The organism is Actinomadura darangshiensis, from assembly GCF_004349235.1.
GTDB classification, from domain to species: Bacteria; Actinomycetota; Actinomycetes; order Streptosporangiales; family Streptosporangiaceae; genus Spirillospora; species Spirillospora darangshiensis.
Genome location: NZ_SMKY01000011.1, coordinates 41,942 through 59,957, shown reverse-complemented (window position 1 = coordinate 59,957; position 18,016 = coordinate 41,942). Strand labels below are relative to the sequence as shown.

General features: G+C 73.3%; 14 protein-coding genes. 8 read left to right on the top strand and 6 right to left on the bottom strand.

Annotation, left to right across the window (positions count from 1 at the left end):
• Together E1293_RS04555 and E1293_RS04550 are read left to right on the top strand one after the other, a co-directional pair.
• Entirely contained in the window at positions 1 to 1,425 is a 1,425-nt protein-coding gene (locus tag E1293_RS04555) for a flavin monoamine oxidase family protein (RefSeq protein ID WP_132194108.1), read from the top strand.
• Complete coding sequence (locus tag E1293_RS04550; RefSeq protein ID WP_132194106.1) at positions 1,422 to 3,014, top strand: MFS transporter; 1,593 nt, start codon at positions 1,422 to 1,424, stop codon at positions 3,012 to 3,014. Before E1293_RS04555 ends, E1293_RS04550 begins: the two co-directional genes overlap by 4 nt.
• A 49-nt stretch (positions 3,015 to 3,063) precedes the next feature.
• Here the strand turns inward: E1293_RS04550 and E1293_RS04545 are convergent, their stop codons facing one another.
• On the bottom strand, positions 3,064 to 3,939 hold the full coding sequence (locus E1293_RS04545; protein WP_132194104.1) for an NmrA family NAD(P)-binding protein: 876 nt from the start codon (positions 3,937 to 3,939) through the stop codon (positions 3,064 to 3,066).
• The gene (hemG, locus tag E1293_RS04540; protein WP_132194102.1) at positions 3,936 to 5,426 is read right to left on the bottom strand and encodes a protoporphyrinogen oxidase; all 1,491 of its coding nucleotides are present in this window, start codon (positions 5,424 to 5,426) and stop codon (positions 3,936 to 3,938) included. The genes E1293_RS04545 and hemG overlap by 4 nt, the downstream gene beginning before the upstream one ends.
• A 249-nt stretch (positions 5,427 to 5,675) precedes the next feature.
• Between hemG and hemH the strand changes: the two genes are divergently transcribed.
• From hemH to E1293_RS04520, 4 genes are read left to right on the top strand one after another with little or no spacing between them, the layout of a single operon-like run.
• Entirely contained in the window at positions 5,676 to 6,776 is a 1,101-nt protein-coding gene (hemH, locus tag E1293_RS04535; protein ID WP_132194100.1) for a ferrochelatase, read from the top strand.
• On the top strand, positions 6,773 to 7,831 hold the full coding sequence (gene hemE / locus E1293_RS04530) for a uroporphyrinogen decarboxylase (protein WP_132194098.1): 1,059 nt from the start codon (positions 6,773 to 6,775) through the stop codon (positions 7,829 to 7,831). Before hemH ends, hemE begins: the two co-directional genes overlap by 4 nt.
• A 16-nt stretch (positions 7,832 to 7,847) precedes the next feature.
• On the top strand, positions 7,848 to 8,753 hold the full coding sequence (gene hemF / locus E1293_RS04525; protein ID WP_207938664.1) for an oxygen-dependent coproporphyrinogen oxidase: 906 nt from the start codon (positions 7,848 to 7,850) through the stop codon (positions 8,751 to 8,753).
• On the top strand, positions 8,750 to 9,280 hold the full coding sequence (locus tag E1293_RS04520) for a flavin reductase family protein (protein WP_132194096.1): 531 nt from the start codon (positions 8,750 to 8,752) through the stop codon (positions 9,278 to 9,280). Before hemF ends, E1293_RS04520 begins: the two co-directional genes overlap by 4 nt.
• A gap of 13 nt (positions 9,281 to 9,293) precedes the next feature.
• Here E1293_RS04520 and E1293_RS04515 read toward each other — a convergent pair whose 3' ends face one another.
• The 4 genes from E1293_RS04515 to E1293_RS04500 all read right to left on the bottom strand — a co-directional run bounded on the left by E1293_RS04515 (position 9,294) and on the right by E1293_RS04500 (position 14,384).
• Complete coding sequence (locus E1293_RS04515) at positions 9,294 to 10,061, bottom strand: SAM-dependent methyltransferase (RefSeq protein WP_243716016.1); 768 nt, start codon at positions 10,059 to 10,061, stop codon at positions 9,294 to 9,296.
• Position 10,062: 1 nt separating this feature from the next.
• Positions 10,063 to 11,340, bottom strand: coding sequence for an FG-GAP repeat domain-containing protein (locus E1293_RS04510; protein ID WP_165978072.1), 1,278 nt, complete (start codon positions 11,338 to 11,340; stop codon positions 10,063 to 10,065).
• A gap of 112 nt (positions 11,341 to 11,452) precedes the next feature.
• The gene (locus E1293_RS04505; protein WP_132194092.1) at positions 11,453 to 12,031 is read right to left on the bottom strand and encodes a TetR/AcrR family transcriptional regulator; all 579 of its coding nucleotides are present in this window, start codon (positions 12,029 to 12,031) and stop codon (positions 11,453 to 11,455) included.
• Between the two features lie 109 nt (positions 12,032 to 12,140).
• Positions 12,141 to 14,384 carry an MMPL family transporter gene (locus E1293_RS04500; protein WP_132194090.1) on the bottom strand — a complete coding sequence of 748 codons (2,244 nt, stop codon included), beginning with the start codon at positions 14,382 to 14,384 and terminating at the stop codon, positions 12,141 to 12,143.
• Positions 14,385 to 14,627: 243 nt separating this feature from the next.
• Here E1293_RS04500 and E1293_RS04495 point away from each other — a divergent pair, with 243 nt between their 5' ends.
• Both E1293_RS04495 and E1293_RS04490 read left to right on the top strand, forming a co-directional pair.
• Positions 14,628 to 15,485 carry a sugar phosphate isomerase/epimerase family protein gene (locus E1293_RS04495; protein WP_165978071.1) on the top strand — a complete coding sequence of 286 codons (858 nt, stop codon included), beginning with the start codon at positions 14,628 to 14,630 and terminating at the stop codon, positions 15,483 to 15,485.
• 194 nt (positions 15,486 to 15,679) lie between these two features.
• Positions 15,680 to 18,001, top strand: a complete 2,322-nt coding sequence (locus E1293_RS04490) for an ATP-binding protein (RefSeq protein ID WP_132194086.1) — start codon at positions 15,680 to 15,682, stop codon at positions 17,999 to 18,001.
• Positions 18,002 to 18,016 lie beyond the last annotated feature (15 nt).

Genomic DNA, 18,016 nt, shown 5'->3' with positions numbered 1-18,016 from the left:
ATGACGAATTCTCCGTTCGACCCCCGCGGCACGGTCGACGTCGCGATCGTCGGCGCGGGTCTCTCCGGCCTCACGGCGGCGCGTGATCTAAGGCGCGGCGGCCGTTCCGTCCGCATATTAGAGGCGTCCGGCCGGGCCGGCGGCCGGGTGCTCGGCGCACCGATCAGCGGCGACGAGACGATCGAGATGGGCGGGCAATGGGTCGGCCCCACCCAGGACAACATTCTCGCCCTGCTCGGCGACCTCGGGCTGAGCACCTACAGAACTCACATGCTGGGCCGCCACACCTACTACAGGCACGGAAAGGTCACCCGGTACGACTCCGCGGCCGGCCCCATCCCCCCGATATCCGAGGACGCCCTCGACGAGATCACGACCGTCATCGAGGAACTGCAGAAACTGGCCCGGCACGTCGACCCCGGCGCCCCCTGGTGCGCCGCCCGAGCCACCGAATGGGACCGGACGAGTTTCGCCGACTGGATCGGCACCATCGTCGCGACACCGGACGCTCGCATGATCGTCGACTACGTGGTCCGGGGCACCCAGGCCTGCGAGGCGCACCAGCTGTCGCTGCTGCACATGCTCAAGTTCGTCGCGGCGGCCGGCAACGCCGAAACGCCCGGCGCGTTGCTGCGCGTGGTCGTCACCAAGGACGGTGCGTCGCTGTACCGCGTCCAGGGCGGGTCCCAGCGGATCCCGCAGCGGCTCGCGGCCGAACTCGACGACGTCCTGACCCTGTCCGCACCCGTGACGCGGATCGCGCGGACCGGGGAGGGCGTACGGGTGGAGACGGCGGTGTCGGCGGTCGAGGCGCGCCGCGCCATCGTCGCCGCCTCTCCCGCCGCCGCCGCGAACATCGTCTTCGACCCGCCGCTCCCGGCCCGGCGGACGGACCTGGCCAGGGTCCTGCTCAATGGCGCGCAGATCAAGGTCAACGTCGTCTACGACCGGCCTTTCTGGCGCGACTCCGGGCTGACCGGATACGTCCTCAGCGACACCGGACCGGCACAGAACGTCTGGGACAACACCCCAGAGTCCGGTGCCCCCGGGGTGCTGGTGTGCTTCGTCAAGGGCGACGCGGCCCGCAGGCTCGACGATGCCGACGACAAGGCGGTGCGCGACCTGGTCGTCGACAACCTGCGCGCGTACTTCGGCGAGGAGGCCGCGAACCCGCGGAAGGTGATCCTGCGCCGCTGGCACAAGGAACCGTTCGTCTGGGGATGCCCGGGTTCGCTGGCGCCGCCCGGGGCGCTGACAGGGTTCGGCCCGGCGCTGGCCGAGCCGGTGGGACGCGTGCACTGGGCGGGGACGGAGACGGCCACCTACTGGCAGGGATACATGGACGGCGCCGTTGCCTCCGGTCATCGTGCCGCGGCGGAGGCCGACGCCGCCCTGACCGCCGCCGGAGCGGAGCGGAACGGATGAGCGCGCCCGCCGTCCCGTCCGCCGCCCGCTGGTGGACGCTCGTGATCGTCTCCGTCGCCGCCTTCATGCTCATCCTCGACCTGAGCATCGTGGCCGTCGCGCTGCCGAGCATCAGGACGTCGCTGCACGCCGACCTCAGCGAGCTGCAGTGGGTGTTCGACGCCTACGCGCTGACCCTCGCCGCGTTTCTGGTCATCGCGGGTTCCGTCGCCGACGCCGGCGGCCGCAAGCGCACCTTCATCACCGGACTCGCCGGCTTCTGGGCGGCGTCCATCGCCTGCGGCCTGGCGCAGGACATCGTGGCGCTGGACGCCGCCCGCGCCGCGCAGGGCGTCGGCGCGGCCGTCATGTTCGCCGTCGGGCCGGCGCTGCTCGGACACGAGTTCCACGGCAAGGAGCGCGCGACGGCGTTCGCGGCGTTCGGCGCCGCGACGGGCGTCGCCGCCGCCGGCGGACCGCTGATCGGCGGCGCGCTGACCAGCGGGTCGGGCTGGCGATGGATCTTCCTCATGAACGTGCCGATCGGACTCGTGCTCATCCCGCTGGCCCTGCGCACGCTGCGCGAGTCGCGCCTGGCGAACCCCGCCCCGCCCGACGTCGCCGGGATGGTCGCCTTCACCGTCTCGCTCGCTGCGATCGTGCTGGCGATCATCCGCGGGAACGCCGACGGCTGGTTCTCGGCCGGCAACACCGCGCTCTACGCGCTGTCGGCGGTAGGCCTGGCCGTCTTTCTCGGGATGGCGCGGGCGCGGGGCGGCCGCGCCATGTTCGACCTCAGGATGCTCGGCGACCGGACGTTCCTCGGGCTGTCCCTCGCGACCCTCCTGGTCAACGCGTGCGGGATGCCCTTCATCTTCATCGCGACGACCTACCTGCAGAGCGTCCTGAACGGCTCGGCATGGCAGGCGGGGCTCCGGTTCCTGCCCATGACCATCGCGATGTTCTGCTGCGGCGCGCTGGCCGGCGCCCTGCCGCGGAAGGTCCCGTTCCGGGCCCTGCTCGCGGTCGCGGTCGCCGCGGTCGGCGCGGGCGCGCTGCTGACGTCCCTCAGCGACGCGGGATCGGGCTGGACGTCGCTGATCCCGGCGCTCGTCGTGACGGGCGTGGGCATCGGCCTGTTCATGCCGACCCGCGCGGCGCTGTCCATCGGCGTCTTCGAACCGGAGCGCGCGGGAGTGGCGTCCGGAATCAACGAGACGTTCCAGCAGGTGGGCATCGCGCTCGGCCTGGCGGTCGCCGGGGCGTTCTTCGAGAACCGGGTGATCGCCGCCTTCCGCGACTCCGCGGCCGGCGCCCGGCTGGGGCCGGGGGCGACGGAGGCCGGTTCCGCGATCAGCGCGGGGAACATCGACGCGGTGGCGGGGTCGGCGCCGCCCGGGACGGCGGCGGACCTGGTCGCGGACGGGCGCGCGGCCTTCACCGACGCCTTCCACCAGACCATGGCCCTGTGCGCGGTGCTCGCCTTCCTGGCCGCCGTGATCGCGCTGGTCTCGGTGAGCAACAAAGCGCTGCACGAGAGCGCGCTGACGGGCGTCCCGCCGGAGCTGCCGGACCAGGTGCCCCCGCCGGCCTCCGAGAAGGTCGGATAGCGAAGAGCGGCGGGGTGACGCCCGCCGCTCTCGCCCGTCTCCCCGTCCCCTACCGGCCGGCGCCGTTCTCCGTCGACCATCGTTCGGCGTTGCGGGCCGCGAAGTCGGCGAACGTCGACGGGGCGGCGCCGGTCAGCGCGGTGAACGTGTCGTGCACCGGCGCCTCCTTGCCGCTCAGCACCCGCCCGTAGAGGAGGCGGACCATGGCCTCACTGGCGCCGCCCGCCGGAATCCCCATCTTGGCCAGCAGGTCCGGGTCGTCCACGTCCACCGGTTCGTAGCCGATCCGGCGCCCGGCGGCCGCGCCGATGTGCTCGGCCACCTGGCCGAACGTCAGCGCCTCCGCGCCGGTGAGGGGCAGCGCGGCGTTGGCCGGCCGGTCGGCGGTCAGCGCCGCCTCGGCGCACGCGGCGATGTCCGCCACGTCGATGAAGCTGATCCTGCTGTCGGCCACCGGCGCGACGATGCGGTCGTGCCGGACGATGTCCTCGCGGAACCGGCCGTGGCTGAAGTTCTGCATGAACCAGTTGGGACGGAGCAGGGCCCATTCCGGGAACGCCGTCCGCACCAGGTCCTCCACCTGCCGGGGCGGCGCCTTCTCCAGCTCGTCCATGCCGAGCCCGGACAGGTACACCACGCGCCGCACCCCGGCCTCGGCGGCGTACTCCAGGAACCGGCCGGTGAGCCGCGCCATGTCGCGCAGCCGCTCCGGGACGATCAGGTACATGCGCTCCACGCCCTCGACGGCGCCGGGGAACGTCTCCGGCGCGTGCAGGTCGAAGGGCGCGATGTCGCCGGCCGGTGCGTCCACGGCCTCCGGACGGCGGCTCGCCGCCCGGGCCGCGACGTTCCGGGCGGCGAGCCGGTGCAGCAGCGCCGAGCCGTTCCTGCTGGTCGCTCCGACGACCAGGATGGGATCTTTCATTCCGACCTCGTTTCCGATGGACCGTGCTGTGTTCCCGAAGGGCCGCGCCGCGACCGCGCCGGGCCGCGCGGCCCCGGACGGCGTTCGCTCCGCGCCGCCCGGCGGGCCCGTTCCGCCACGACCGGCGCGAGCCGCGCGGCGCGCAGCACCGTGGCGGTCAGCCCGAGCGAGCGGTAGGAGTTGCCCGCGAGGAACAGCCCCGGGTACTCCAGCAGTGCCGCCTCGGCCTGCTCCAGCCGCGCCGCGTGCCCCACCTCGTACCGCGGGATCGCGCGCCGGTCGGACGCCTCGGCGACGAAGCCCGGCTCGGCGGTCATGCCGGTGAACCTGCGCAGGTCCCGGCGGATCTCCTCCACCGCCTCGTCGCGGGTGAGGTCGAAGACGCCCGGGTCCTCGCTGCCCCCCATGAAGACGCGGAGCAGGACGTGGCCGTCCGGCGCGTGCGCGGCGACGATCCGGGAGACGGCGGCCACCGCGAACATCCGGGCGCCCTCGCCGCGGGGGACGAGGAAGCCGATGCCGTCCGGGAAGCGCGCGAGCTCGTCGTCCCGGTAGCCGAGCCCGAAGACCCGCAGCCCGCTGTAGGTGATCCCGCGCAGGATCTCGGCGGCGCGCGGCGCCATCCCGGCGACCAGGGCGGCCGCCGTGTACGCCGGGACCGCCAGGACGACCGTCCGCGCCACGTACCGGGTGCCGTCCGTCACCGTCACGGCGTACCGCCGGTCCTCGTCGACCTCCAGGGACACGGCGGGCGCGCCGGTGACGACCCGTCCGTCCAGGTCCGTGGCGAGCCGCTCCCAGAGCGCCGCCACACCGCCGGGGACGAGGTGCATCACGTCCGGGGCGCGCATCCGGTCCCCGCCACGCCGCCGCAGCGCCGACCGCACGGCGTGGGCCAGCAGCCCGGCGCGCCCGGCGTCCCGTTCGAAGTCCCACAGCGCCGGCGCCAGTGCGCGGACGCTCGTGGTGCGCGCGTCGCAGGCCGCGGTGCCGAGCAGCATGTTCCGGACGACCCGGTCGGCGACCTCGGCGCCGAAGTGCCGGGCGGCCATGTCGTGCACGCTCTCGTCGCCCTCGGGTCCCGGACGCCGGGCGAACAGCGGCTCCAGCAGCATCCGGGCCTTCGCGGCCGGGGAGAGCAGCGGCGTCGTCAGCGCGCCGAGCGGCGAGCGCGGGGTGGGCAGGAGCCGGCCGTCGCGGACGATCGCCATCCGGGTGAGCGAGCGCAGCGGCGCCACCTCGACCCGGTCGCCCAGCCCGGAGTCCTCGATGAGCCGGACCATCTCCGGGTTGCGGGTGTAGTCGCTCGGGCCGTGCTCGAAGGTGTAGCCGTCCCGGATCTCGGTACGGGCCTTGCCGCCGACCCGGCCGGCACCCTCCAGCACCGTGACCGACAGCCCGGGGTGGCCGGCGGTGAGGGCGCGGGCCAGCGTGAGCCCGGCCGGCCCGCCCCCCACCACCAGCACGTCGATGACTTCGGTACCCATGGCCACCGGCCTCTCGTCGGTCCGCCGTATCCCCCGCGATCCACCCGCACGAAATTGCGGCCGGAGTACGAATGTCGGGCTGTCCGGGCGAAACTATGCGATGCCCCGGGGACGCGGTCAATGGTCGTGGACGGGCCGCACTCCTTTAACGCACTTATCGAGATCAGGGCCATTACTGCACTTGTTCATGGCCGCCGTGGCGAACGCGAGGCTAACCTTTCGGCAATCGCTCAGGGAGGGGTGCAGAAAATGGCGGATCCCACCGCGGTGGTCATGCTGAGCATGGGAGAACCGAACGATCTCGACGACGTGCGGCGCTACTTCTCCGCCCTGCTGATGGACCGGGAGCTGATGCAGCTCCCGATGCAGAAGCGGCTGTCCCCGCTGATGGCGCGCATGTCCGCGCCCGGCGCGCGCCGGCAGCACGCGGAGGTCGGCGGGCCCCGGCTGAAGGGCTGGCTGGAGCGGCAGGGCGAGGCCATGGTGCGGGCACTGGACGACCTGTCGCCTGCGACCGCACCGCACCGGCACTATCTCGCCTTGCGCTATTCGGACCCGTCCACCGACGCGACCCTGCGACGGATGAAGGCGGACGGCGTCCGCCGCGCCGTCGCGATGCCGCAGTTTCCGCAGTTCTCCTGCACGACCTCCGGATCCAGCCTGAACGAGCTGTGGCGCGGGGTCGAGCGGACCGGGCTGCACTCCGCCTTCACCTGGAGCGTCCTCGACCGCTGGTACCGGCACCCGGCCTACGTCGCCTCGATGGCCGAGACGGTCCGGGCCGGCCTGGCCGACTTCGACGCCGGCGATCGGGACCGGGTCCTGCTGCTGTTCAGCGCGCACTCCATGCCGATGAAGGTGATCAACAAGGGCGACCCGTACCCGCACGAGATCCACGCGTCGGTGGACGCGATCATGGACGAGCTCGACGTGCCGAACGCGTACCGGGTGTCGTTCCAGTCGAAGGTCGGCCCGGTGCCGTGGCTCGGCCCGAGCACGATCGCGGCGGTCGAGAAGCTCGCCGGACAGGGCGTCACCAAGGTCCTGGTCGTCTGCGTCGCGTTCACGTCCGACCACATCGAGACCCTGTACGAGATCGACGTCGACCTCTTCCGGCGGGCCGAAGCGGCTGGTATCCGCGAGATCCGGCGGGCGCCGGCGCCGAACGTGCGGCCCGCCTTCGTCACCGCCCTCGCCGAAATCGTCGCCGGGCACCTGAAGTCGGGCGAAGCGGCGAGCGCCCAGTACCCCGTCCAGTGCCTGGGCTGCGACAACGCGCTGTGCCGCACCGTCGTCCACTCGGTGGCCGGCGGCTACGACACCACCGAGCCGACGGCGACGCTGCGATGACCAGCGAACTGACCCGGCCCGGGACCGCGCCGGTGGCGCCGGACGCCGCACTGCTCCTCCGCGCGGTCCGCGGGATCCGCACGTCGCGGCCGCCGGTGTGGCTGATGCGCCAGGCCGGCCAGTACCTGCCCGAGCACCGCGAGCTGCGCGAGCGGCACGGCCTGAAGGCCATGCTGGAGGATCCGGAGCTGACCGCGACGGCGACCCTGCAGCCGCTCGCCCGGTTCCCGCTGGACGCGGCGCTGCTGTTCGCCGACATCATGTCCCCGGTCACCGCGATGGGCGTGCCCGTCGAGTTCACCCCCGGGCCGATCATCCAGGACCCGGTGCGCACCGCGGCGGCGATCGGCCGGCTGCGGCTGCCGGAACCGGAGGAGATCACCCCGGCCGCCGTCGCCGCGCTCCGGATGGTCCGCGACCGGACGGCGCTGCCCATCATCGGGTTCTGCGGCGGGCCGCTCACCCTCGCCACCTACCTCGTCCAGGGGTACGCGCGCGGCGAGCAGGCCGACTTCCGCGGCTGGCTGCACGCCGAGCCCGGCCTCGCGCACCGGCTGCTGGAACTGCTCACCGAGGTGGCGCTGCGCCAGGTGTGCGAGCAGGTGGCCGCGGGCGCCGACGTGATCCAGATCTACGACAGCTGGGCGGGCATCCTCGAACAGCAGGCGTACACCGAGTTCGGGCTGCCCTACCTGAACCGGCTGCTGGCCGCGCTCGGCGAGCTGGAGGTGCCGCGCGTCTACCTGGCGACCTGCGCGGCGCATCTCTACCCGTCGATCGCGACGCTGCCCGCCGAGGTGGTGAGCGTGGACTGGCGGATGCCGCTCGGCCGCAGCCGGGCCCTGCTCGGCGGCAAGACCCTGCAGGGCAACCTCGATCCGGCGGCGCTGCTCGGCGGGGCCGGCCAGGCCCGTGCCAAGACGCTGCGCGTGCTGCGGGACGGCGCGGGCGGCCCGCACATCTTCAACCTCGGGCACAGCATCCTGCCGCGGACCCCGGTCGACGCCGTCGCCGCCGTCGTCGACACCGTCGCCGGCTTCACCCAACCCAACTGAACTCCGGAGGTCCTCCGTGTCGGCTGTCGATCGGTTCGCCGAGCTCATGACCGGGCACCAGCGGCGCCTCGTCGCGGAGTTCGAGGACCTGGACCCGGGCGGCCGGTTCGCCCGGCATCCCTGGCGATCGCCGGGGCTCGGCCATGGCGAGGCCCGGACGCTGGAGGACGGCGGCGTGTTCGAGCGCGCGGCGGTCAACGTCTCGGTGCTGCGCAGCCGCGACCTGCACCCGGTGGCCGCGCCCGGCCCGGAGCTGGCGGGCCGGGAGTACTCGGCGGCGTCCATCTCCATGGTCCTGCACGCGGTGAATCCCTATGTGCCGTCTTTCCACGCCAACTTCCGGTATTTCGAGGTGAGCGACGCGGACGGCGAATGGTGGCTGGGCGGCGGGATGGACATGACACCGTCCTACGGTTTCGAAACGGACGCGGAGTCCTTCCACAAAGCGATCAAGCGGTGCTGCGACGAACACGAGATCGGCGCGTACCAGGAATGGAAGAAGAACTGCGACGAGTACTTCTACGTCAAGCACCGCGGCGAGATGCGCGGCGTCGGCGGCGTCTTCTTCGACCACCTGACGGGTTCGGGCGCGGACCGCACGGCGCTCGCCGCGTTCACGGGCGGGGCGCTCACAGCGATCTCCGAGGCGTACCTTCCGATCGTCCGGCGCCGGATGGGCACGCCGTACGGGGACGCGCAGCGGAACTGGCAGCTCGCCCGGCGCGGCCGGTACGTCGAGTTCAACCTGGTGTACGACATCGGGACGACGTTCGGGCTCAATACCGGCGTCGACGCCGACAACGTGCTCGCCTCGCTGCCTCCGGTCGTGCGCTGGTCGCGCGGGGTCGTGCCGGAGCCGGGCTCGGCCGAGGAACGGCTGTCGTCGTTCCTCCAGCCGCGCGACTGGGCGGGCGACCGGTGAGCGCCGGTGAGCGCGACCTCGCCGGCGTCCGGGCCGACACCTTCCGGTCGGCGCTGCGCCGGCACGCCAGCGGGGTGGTGATCGTGACGGGCGGCGCGCCGGACGCCCCGGTCGGCTTCACCGCCACCTCGTTCACCTCGGTCAGCCTGGAGCCGCCGCTGGTCTCGTTCTGCGTGCGCACCGGCTCGGCGAGCTGGGCCGGGCTGCGGCGGCACCGCCACTTCGGGATCAACATCCTCGCGGCGGGGCAGGAGGACCTGGCCCACCGCTTCGCCCAGCGCGGTGCGGCACGGTTCGCGACGCCGACCGAGTGGCACCGCGGCGACCTCGGCCTGCCCTTCCTGGCCGGGGACATCGCACGCCTCACCTGCCGGCGGCGGCAGGTGCGGCGGCTCGGCGACCACCTGCACGTGGTCGGGCTGGTGGTCGGGACGGAGCTGGGCGGGGACGATTCCCCGCTGGTCCGGCACATGGGCCGCTTCCACGGCCTCGCCGCCCAGCCGCACAGCGCGGCCGGAGTGGACTGAGGCGGGTGGCGGCTCAGTCCTTGCGGCCGACTCCGGCGAGAATGATCGAGACCGGGCGCTCGGCCGCGTCCGGACGCCAGTCGGTGACCGGCACCAGCCCCGGATCGAGCAGCTCCAGCCCCGCGAAGAACGGCATCAGCTCAGCGGCGCCGCGCAGCACCAGCGGCGCCGTCGCCGAGTCGTACACCTTGGCGACCTGGTTCATCCGCGCCGCCCGGTCGCCGGTGGTGCCGTGCGAGAGCACCAGGTGGCTGCCGGGTGCCATGGCCTCCCGCAGCCGGGCCACGTGCGCGAACGGCCGCTCCCCGTCCGGGAGGAAATGGAGCACCGCGACGAGCAGGACGCCGACCGGGCGCCGGAAGTCCAGCGGCGCGGCGGCGAGGATCTCGTCGGGCCGGCGCAGGTCGCCCGCCAGCGTGACGGCGTTCCCGACGCCGGCGAGGAGCATGCTCGCGTGGCTGACGACTACGGGGTCGTAGTCGACATAGACGACCTGGGCGTCGGGCGGCACCAACTCGTGGACGTTGCCCTGCGTCGGCAGCCCCGTCCCGATGTCCAGGAACTGCCGGACGCCGCGGTCCAGGAGGTACGCCACGCTCCGGCGCAGGAACGACCGGTTGGCGAAGAAGGCGGCGCGGGCGTCCGGGACCATGGCCATGGCCCGCTCGGCGGCGATCCGGTCGGCGGGGAAGTTCTCCTTGCCGCCGAGGGCGTAGTCGTACATGCGGGCCACGTTGGGCACCGTCACGTCGATGTCCGGCTGCTCTGGGAGCGGGATCACGTCAGCGGCGCGTGCGGTGGCTCATGTAGAGGCGCAGCGGTACCTCGCCCGTGATGGTGTCGTCGCTGCCGTTGCCGAGCAGGACGTCCTGGACGCCGTCGCCGTTGATGTCGCCGAGCGCCACCGAGATGGACGGGTCGTCGGGCATCGGCGGGAAGTGGTCCGCCGTCCGGTCGGCGAAGTGCCCGTGCCCGTCGCCGGCGAAGAACCGGCTGGGACCGCCCTGGAAGGTGTGCGAGCCGTTGCTGCGCGGCCCGGCGTTGGTCTGGAACACGTCGATGTGGCCGTCGCGGTTCAGGTCGCCGAGCGCGATGGCCGAGTCGACCTCGTCCTTCAGTTGCGGGATGCCGACGGGGACCGCGGTGAAGTGCCCGCGGCCGTCGTTGCGGTAGTAGGTCATCGGGGCGTTCTGGCTGTTGGAGACCAGGAGGTCGAGGACGCCGGCGCCGCGGAAGTCGTGGAGCGCCCCGTCCCGGCTCGGGTCGGTGGTGACGGGGAAGCGCTCCGCCGTCTCGTCGGTGAAGCGGCCGTGCCCGTCGTTGACGAGGACGCGTTTCTGCCCCCGGTTGATGACGACCAGGTCGGGGAGGCGGTGGCCGGTGAACCTTCCGGCCCGGACGGCCGTGGTCTGGTCCAGCCGCTGCGGTAACCGGGTGGCGGTCTCGTCGGTGAAGCGGCCGTGCCCGTCGTTGATCCACAGCCAGTTCTGGGCGCCGTGGTCGTCGCTCGGGTCGAACGGGTTCTCGTTGGAGACGAGCGCGTCCAGCGTGCGGTTCCCGTCGATGTCCACCAGCGTGACGTTGGCGCTCACCGTCTGCGGTTCCGCGGGCAGCCGGTCGGTGGCGTCGCGGAAGTAGCCGTGCCCATCGTTCAGGAGGAGCTGCCCGGGCCGGTCCCCGGAGCCCGACACGAGCGCGCTCAGGCGGCCGGTGCCGTCGATGTCGCCCCACGCGACCTTGCCGCTGTTGATGGAGATCGCGGGCAGCCGGCGCGTGGTCTCGTCCCGGAAGCGGCCGTGCCCGTCGTTCATCAGCAGATGGCTCTGCCTGCCCTCGAACGTGGCCGTGCCCTCGCTCACGAACACGTCCAGGTGCCCGTCGCCGTCGACGTCGACGAGGCTGACGTCGTTGGTGGACGTGCCGTCCGGCTTGGTGAAGGCGCCGAAGCGCCAGGACTCGTCTCGGAAGGTGATCCTGCAGGACGCCGCCGACGCCGGATAGGCGACCGACACCCCCGCTAGGACCAGGCTCACCACTGACAGGACCGCGCGTGATCTCACCCCGTGCACACCGTGCTCCTCACGTTTCGATGCGTCGCCGGGGGCGGACGTTACCGACGCGGCGTCGGGATGTCGCCGGCGAAGCGCGGTTGTAGGGAGCGTCACCGGGCGGTCAGCCGGCGACCAGCCCGGACAGGACCATGCGCATCGCACTCTCGATCACGAGTTCGGGGTCGACGCCGGCCTCGATGCGCTGTACGCCGGCCTCCACCACGCCCTGCGCGAGCGCGGCGCCGAGATGCCCCGGCACCGTGCCGAGCGCGTCGACCGCATCGGTGATCTCCGCGGCCAGGCCCTCGTGCAGCACCGCGATCCGCTCGCGCACCTCGGGCTCCAGCGGCACCAGGGCGACGATCTGCCCGAGCCGGTGCTCACCGTCGGCGACGGCCTCGAGCTGGCTGCGGACGTAGGCGGCCAGCCGGTCGCGCGGGGTCTCGGCGTGCGACATGGCCTCGTGCACGCGCGCGAGGAAGGCGGGCAGCGACTCCTCGCAGATCGCCGCGATGATGTCGTCCTTCGACTTGAAGTACCAGTACACGCTCGGCCGGGCCAGCTCGGCGCGCTCGGCCACGGCCCCGAAGCTGAGTGCCTGGTAGCCGCCTTCCAGCAGCAGGTCCCGCGCCGCGCTGATGAGCGCCGCGCGCTGCCTCGCGCGGTGCTCGGCAAGGGACGGGGCACTTATCTTCGGCATCTGACCATGCTATGTCCGCCGGCTCCCGCCGGAAGGGCCGCCGAGGGCGCGGAGCCTGCGGGGGCACAGACAAGTCCGCACCCTCGGCGGGGATCGGCCGCACCCCGGCTCAGCCGCGCCGGGCCGGGGTGCCGTCCCGTACCGGCCCGGCCGCGTCCGGCGCGGGGGCGAGCCTCGCCGGCCACCAGGCGCGCTCGCCGAGCAGCCGCACGGTCGCGGGCACCAGGACGGCGCGGATCAGGAACGTGTCCAGCAGGATGCCCAGGCTGACGGCGAAGCCGAACTGCAGCAGGCCGTCGGTCGGCTGCGACATCAGGATGGTGAAGGTGCCGGCCAGGATCACGCCGGCCGCGCTGATCACCCCGCCGGTCCGGCCGACCGCCCGCCGGATGCCGTCCTCGACCCCGCGGGCCCGGATCTCCTCGCGCAGCCGGGTGGCGAGGAAGATGTTGTAGTCGACGCCCAGCGCGACCAGTAGCACGAAGGTGTAGGTGGTGACCAGCTCGCCCATGCCGTCCTGGTGCCCGAGCGTCAGCATCACGATGGAGGTCAGGCCCAGCGCCGCGAAGACCGTCGCCACGATCGTCGCCACCAGGTAGAGCGGGGCGAGCAGCGAGCGGAACAGCAGCCCGAGGACGAGCAGGATCAGCAGCAGGGTCACCGGCGCGATCAGCAGCAGGTCGCGGTTGCTCGCGGCCCTGATGTCGTGCGTGATCGCCGTCTCCCCGCCCACCAGGACCTGGACGGGCGCGCCCCGCGCGGCGGCCCGCGCCGTGTCGCGCACCCGGTCGGTCCGGTCCAGGGCGGCGGCGCCGTAGGGGTCGTCCGCGTACACCACGGTGAGCCGTGCCACCTGCCCGGACGGGGAGACGAACGGCCGCCCGGCCGGGGTGATCTCCGGGCCGGACGGGCTGCCACCGGGCCGGGTGGGGCCGGAGACCTCCCGCACGCCCGGGACGCCCGCCACCGCCGAGGCGACGGCGTCGATGGCCCGGGCCTGGGCGTCGACCCGGCCGCCCTCCGCGCGGACGAGGACGGTGGTGGGCGCGAGCCGCCCGGCCGGGAAGGCCTCCTGGAGCATCCGCTGCCCCTGCTGGGAGTCGGTGCCGACCCGGAAGCCCGCGATCCAGTTGTAGCTTTCCTTGTACCCGGCGAGGCCCGCCGACAGGGTACCGACCAGCGCCAGGACGATCAGCGCCGCGCCCGCCGGACGGCGGATCACGAGCGCGGCGATGCGGTCGAAGAGCGCGTGGCCGAGCCCGAACCCGCCGGTGAAGCCGTGCCCGGCAGGAGGCTTCCCGGGCCAGAAGGCCGCCCCGCCGAGCAGGATGAGCAGGGCGGGCACGAGCAGGACGGTGACGGCGAACATCAGCGCGACCGAGAGCGCCAGCAGCGGCCCGAAGCCGCGCAGCGCGGGCAGCGTGGCCAGCAGCAGGGCGAGCAGCGCGAGCACGATCGTGGTGGCGCTGGACGCGATGGCCTCGCCGACCCCGGCCATCGCCCGTCCCATGGCCGCCTGCCGGTCGGGGTCGGCGGCCAGTTCCTCCCGGTACCTGCTGATCACGAACAGGCAGTAGTCGGTGCCGATGCCGAAGAGGACCACCGTCATGATCGACGGTGTCTCGGAGGTGACCTGGAACAGCCCGGCCTTCACCAGCGCGGCGCCGATGGCCTGTGTGAGCTGCAGCGCCACCCCCACCGCGACCAGCGAGACCGCGGCCAGCAGCGGCGACCGGTAGATGACCAGGAGCAGCACGAGGACCAGCGCCAGGGTCGCCAGGAACAGCACGACGTTGGCGCTGGCGAAGACCTTGTTGGTGTCCCGGGCGATGGCCGCCGGGCCGGTGACCTTGATCCGCAGGTCGCCGCGCCTGCCGCCGGTCAGATCGCGGACCTGGTCGATGCCCTGCTGGAACGCCTCGTCGCCGCGGGCCGCCTTCATCGCGACCATGATCATGGTGGTCGTGCCGTCCGCGGACGTCAGCGCGGTGCGCTGGGCCGGGTCGGTGACCGCCGACACCGCGCCCGCCACCTCGGCGGGACGGTTCGGCCCGGACAGGGCGGTGCCGATCCGCCCGACCTCGGCCATGTCCGCCGCCGTCAGGCCGTGCGCGTCGCGCACCACGATGACCGCGGGGGTGCCCCGCTCGTCGGGGAAGGCGCGCCGTAGCAGGTCGCGGGCGTGGACGGACTCGGCGGCGGCCGGCGGATCGTTGGCCTCGCGATCGTCCTGCACGGCGGAGAGTTTCGGTGCGAGCTGGGGGACCACGATCGCCAGCAGTACCGCTGCGCAGACGGTGACGAGGGCGCGGCGACGGGTCGCCGCGACGGCGTGAACGAGTGAGTGCCACATCGGTTTCGTCTTCCTCGGAGGGCGCGGGGCTTCGTGGAGCCCCTTCTTATCAACTCAGTGTCGAGAACAACAGATTTTCTCCACAGGTTGTCGAGAAAAGACATGACAGGACCCTGCCATGGCCGTCCGAAATCCGTGACAATGATCAGCCGATTGCCGGGGCAGGCAGCAAGATGCCAGGTCGCCGGGGGCGGCCGCGGTGGTATTCCGGACGCAGGAGCGGTGCGCGAGAAGGGGGCGGCGATGGGTCGGGAACAGCCGGACGGTCTAGGGTTCCGCTGCTCGGTCGGCGGGGACCGGGCGGATCCCGCGGTCACACGCCAGCTCGCCGCGGCGCAGTGGCTGGGATGGGACGCCATCGACCTCCACCGCGCCGGCGGCCTGCCGCTGGCGGATCTGCCGGGCCATGGCTTCCGCCGGCTCGCCGACCTCCTCGCCGCCCGGGAGGTGCGCGTGACGTGCGTGGACTCGGGCCTCACCGGCTGGGACCGGCCGGACGGCGGACCGTTCTTCGAAGATCTGGACCGGTTGCGGATCCTGGCGGCCAGATGCGCGGTCCTCGGCGCCGACCGGGTCCGGCTCGCCCGCTCCGTCCCGTCCGGGACACGGGCCGGGGACGGAACGCTCGACCGGTACGGGCTGCTCGGCCGGTTGCGGATCCTGGCGCTCCGCGCGGCCGAGGCCGGGCTCACGCTCGTGTACGACCACGACGGCGACGGGACCCTCGTGCCGGACCTGCTGGACGAGGTCGCCAGCCCGGCGCTCCGGACGCTCTTCGACACCGGGGCCCGGCTCGCCGACGGCCGCGACAGCTACGACGACCTCCGGCGGGCCCCCGAGCGGGTCGGGCACGTCCGCGTAGCCGACGGCCTCCCCGGCCTGAAGACCCCGGTGCGCACGCTGCCGGGGGACGGGATCTGCCGCGTTCCCGAATGCCTGTCGCTGCTGGCCGAGCAGGGGTACGGCGGGTCCCTGTCGATCGGGACCGGGCTGCCGGACCGGCGGCCGGCCGGGGCCGGGCACCCCGCCGAGGCGGTGCTCCACGGCCGCCGGTTGATGCGCCTCATCCGGACTCGGGAAAGGACGCGGGAGAACTCGTGAAACGGCAAGGAGATCTGGCCGGACCCGGACAGTTCACCTGCCGGAGCCGGTGGCGCCATGCGGCCAAGGTAGAGTTTTGTCCGGATACTCATAAGTCGATCAGGTGTTTTTAGCAGTTCGACACGGCTTTTTATGAGTTGTGGCGTGCTCTCGGGCGCGCCGGGGGCACCATGGATTCAGACGATGATTCGCGCATGCCCGATTTCGGCGCGCCCGCACCGCCTCCAACGGTGCTGACGCCGCTGGTCGGGCGGGACGCCGAGCTCCGCGCGCTGCGCGACCGCATGCTCGACACGGCCGCCCCGCTGCGGCTCTTCACCGTGACCGGGACCGTCGGGGTCGGCAAGAGCCGGTTCACCATGGCCCTGTTCCAGCAGGTCAGCGACGCGCTCGCCGACGGCGGCCGGTTCGTCGACCTCGCGCCGGCCGAGCCGGAGACCGCGGCCGCCAGGATCCTGGGGACGGCCGGGGCGGGTACGCAGGAGGAGACCGGCCTGGCGGTCTCACGTCTCGCGGGCCTGGAGTTCGTCCTGGCGATCGACCACTACGAGCACGTCGTGGACGTGGTGGCGCCGCTGGTCTCGGCATTGCTGAGCCGGTGCCCGAAGGTCCGGGTACTGATGTCCGGTGTCGAATCGCTGGGGCTCTATGGCGAGAACGTGTTTCCGCTCCGGCCGCTTCCCACGCCATCGGACGTTCCCGAATCGCACTTAAGGACCCCGGAGCGGATTCCGGCCGTGGAACTGTTCGTGCAGCGGGCGCTGTCCGTCCGGCCGCAGTTCTCATTGACCCCGGAAAATGTCACGGCCGTCCTGAAATTGTCCGACATGCTGGACGGCCTGCCCCTCGCGATCGAGTTCGCCGCGAAGCGCACCCGGCTGGTCAGCCCGCCGACCCTGGTGGAGCTGCTCGACCAGGGGATCGACCTGCTGCACGACAGCGGGACCGCCCAGTCGTTCTCCCGGCACCGGAGCATGCGCGAAGCGCTCGACTGGGCCTGCGCCGGGCTGACCGGAAAGGAGGGCGCGCTCCTGTCCAGGCTCGCGGTGTTCGAGGGCGAGTTCACGCTGGCGGACGCGCGGGCCGTGTCGGGCCTCGACCAGGCGGAGATCCACGACGTCTCCGAGTCGCTGATCGACCGGAACCTGCTGATCGCCCGCGAGCGGTCGGGCGGCGAGCTGTGGCTGGCGATGCTGCGCACGACGCGCGACTACGTCCTCGGCTCCTACGCGGGCTCGGCCGACCACGCGCGGGCGCGGCGCGACCACGCGTCCTACTTCCGTGCGCTCGTGCGCACCGCCGAGCCCGCCCTCAGCGGCCCCGACCAGGCACGGTGGCTGCGCCGGCTGGCGCGCCAGGACGCCGAGCTTCGGGCCGCGATCCGCTTCCACCTCGACCTCGCCGAGGGCGGCACGGCCGCCGAGATCGCGGTCGCGCTGCGCCGGTACTGGATCGCCGCCGGCCGGCTGCGGGAGGGGCTGGTCAGCGTCGAGCGGGCGCTCGTGGCGGGCGGGCAGGACGGTCCCGGCAAGGCCCGTGCGCTGCTGCTGGCCGGTGAGTTGTCGGCCCTGCTCGGCGAGGAGCCGGACGATGACGGCGTGCAGCGCAGCGCGTGGATCAGGCTCGCCGCCGCGCGGGCGATCTACCGTGCCGCGGACGACCTGCTGGGGGAGATCGAGGTGCTGAGCCGGCTGGGCGCGCTGCTGCACCTGCGCGGCGACCTGGCCGGGGCCGAGCGCGTCCTCACCGAGGGCCGCGCGACGGGGGCGGCGGGCCCGGAGCTGCTGCGCGAGGCGGCCGAGGTGGTCCGCGACCTCGACGACCTGCAGCGCGCCATGTCGCTCGCCGAGGATGCCGCGGCGGCGGCCGCCCGCGCGGGCGACCTCCGCGAGTCGGCGCTGGCCGAGCACGTCCGGTCGACCGTGCTGTGGCGGCTCGGCGAGACGGACAGGGCGCGGCGGGCGGGCCTCGACGCGCTGCGCTCGCTGCACGCGCTCGGCGAACGCACCGAACTCGCCTGCCGGATGGAGTGGCAGGCCGTCATGCGGGCCGGCGCCGCGTCCGGCAACGCGGGCTGGGAGCAGTCGCTGCGGCTGGTCGCGGCCGCCGAGAGGATGCGCGACGCCACCGGCATGGTCCGGCCCGCGGCGCGCGCGGCGGCGGTCCGGGCCGTCCTCGCGGAGGCCGAGGCGCGCCTCGGGGCCGAGGCTTGCGCCAAGGTCCGGGCCCGGGACGAGGCTCGCCCGCCGCAGGCGGTGCTCGCCGACCTGGGCGAGCCCCGGGTGAGCCGGCGCAGCGGCCCGCTCACCCGGCGGGAGCAGCAGGTCGCCGCACTCGTCGCGCAGGGGCTGACCAACCGGGAGGTCGGCCGCCGGCTCGGCATCGCCGAATGGACGGTGATCAATCACCTGCGCAAGGTGATGCGCAAGCTCGACTGCTCGTCCCGGGTGCAGGTCGCGAGCTATATCACCCGGCAGCAGGCCGAGCCGGCCGGCCGGTTCCGGGACACCGGCTGACCGGCCGGCGGGTCG

Bases quoted from the DNA above. Each gene is read 5' to 3' on its own strand.
- E1293_RS04545 (WP_132194104.1), bottom strand. From the start codon at position 3,939: ATGAAAGATCCCATCCTGGTCGTCGGAGCGACCAGCAGGAACGGCTCG.
- E1293_RS04490 (WP_132194086.1), top strand. From the start codon at position 15,680: ATGCCCGATTTCGGCGCGCCCGCACCGCCTCCAACGGTGCTGACGCCG.
- E1293_RS04550 (WP_132194106.1), top strand. From the start codon at position 1,422: ATGAGCGCGCCCGCCGTCCCGTCCGCCGCCCGCTGGTGGACGCTCGTG.
- E1293_RS04495 (WP_165978071.1), top strand. From the start codon at position 14,628: ATGGGTCGGGAACAGCCGGACGGTCTAGGGTTCCGCTGCTCGGTCGGC.
- hemG (WP_132194102.1), bottom strand. From the start codon at position 5,426: ATGGGTACCGAAGTCATCGACGTGCTGGTGGTGGGGGGCGGGCCGGCC.
- E1293_RS04500 (WP_132194090.1), bottom strand. From the start codon at position 14,384: ATGTGGCACTCACTCGTTCACGCCGTCGCGGCGACCCGTCGCCGCGCC.
- hemE (WP_132194098.1), top strand. From the start codon at position 6,773: ATGACCAGCGAACTGACCCGGCCCGGGACCGCGCCGGTGGCGCCGGAC.
- E1293_RS04555 (WP_132194108.1), top strand. From the start codon at position 1: ATGACGAATTCTCCGTTCGACCCCCGCGGCACGGTCGACGTCGCGATC.
- E1293_RS04505 (WP_132194092.1), bottom strand. From the start codon at position 12,031: ATGCCGAAGATAAGTGCCCCGTCCCTTGCCGAGCACCGCGCGAGGCAG.
- hemH (WP_132194100.1), top strand. From the start codon at position 5,676: ATGGCGGATCCCACCGCGGTGGTCATGCTGAGCATGGGAGAACCGAAC.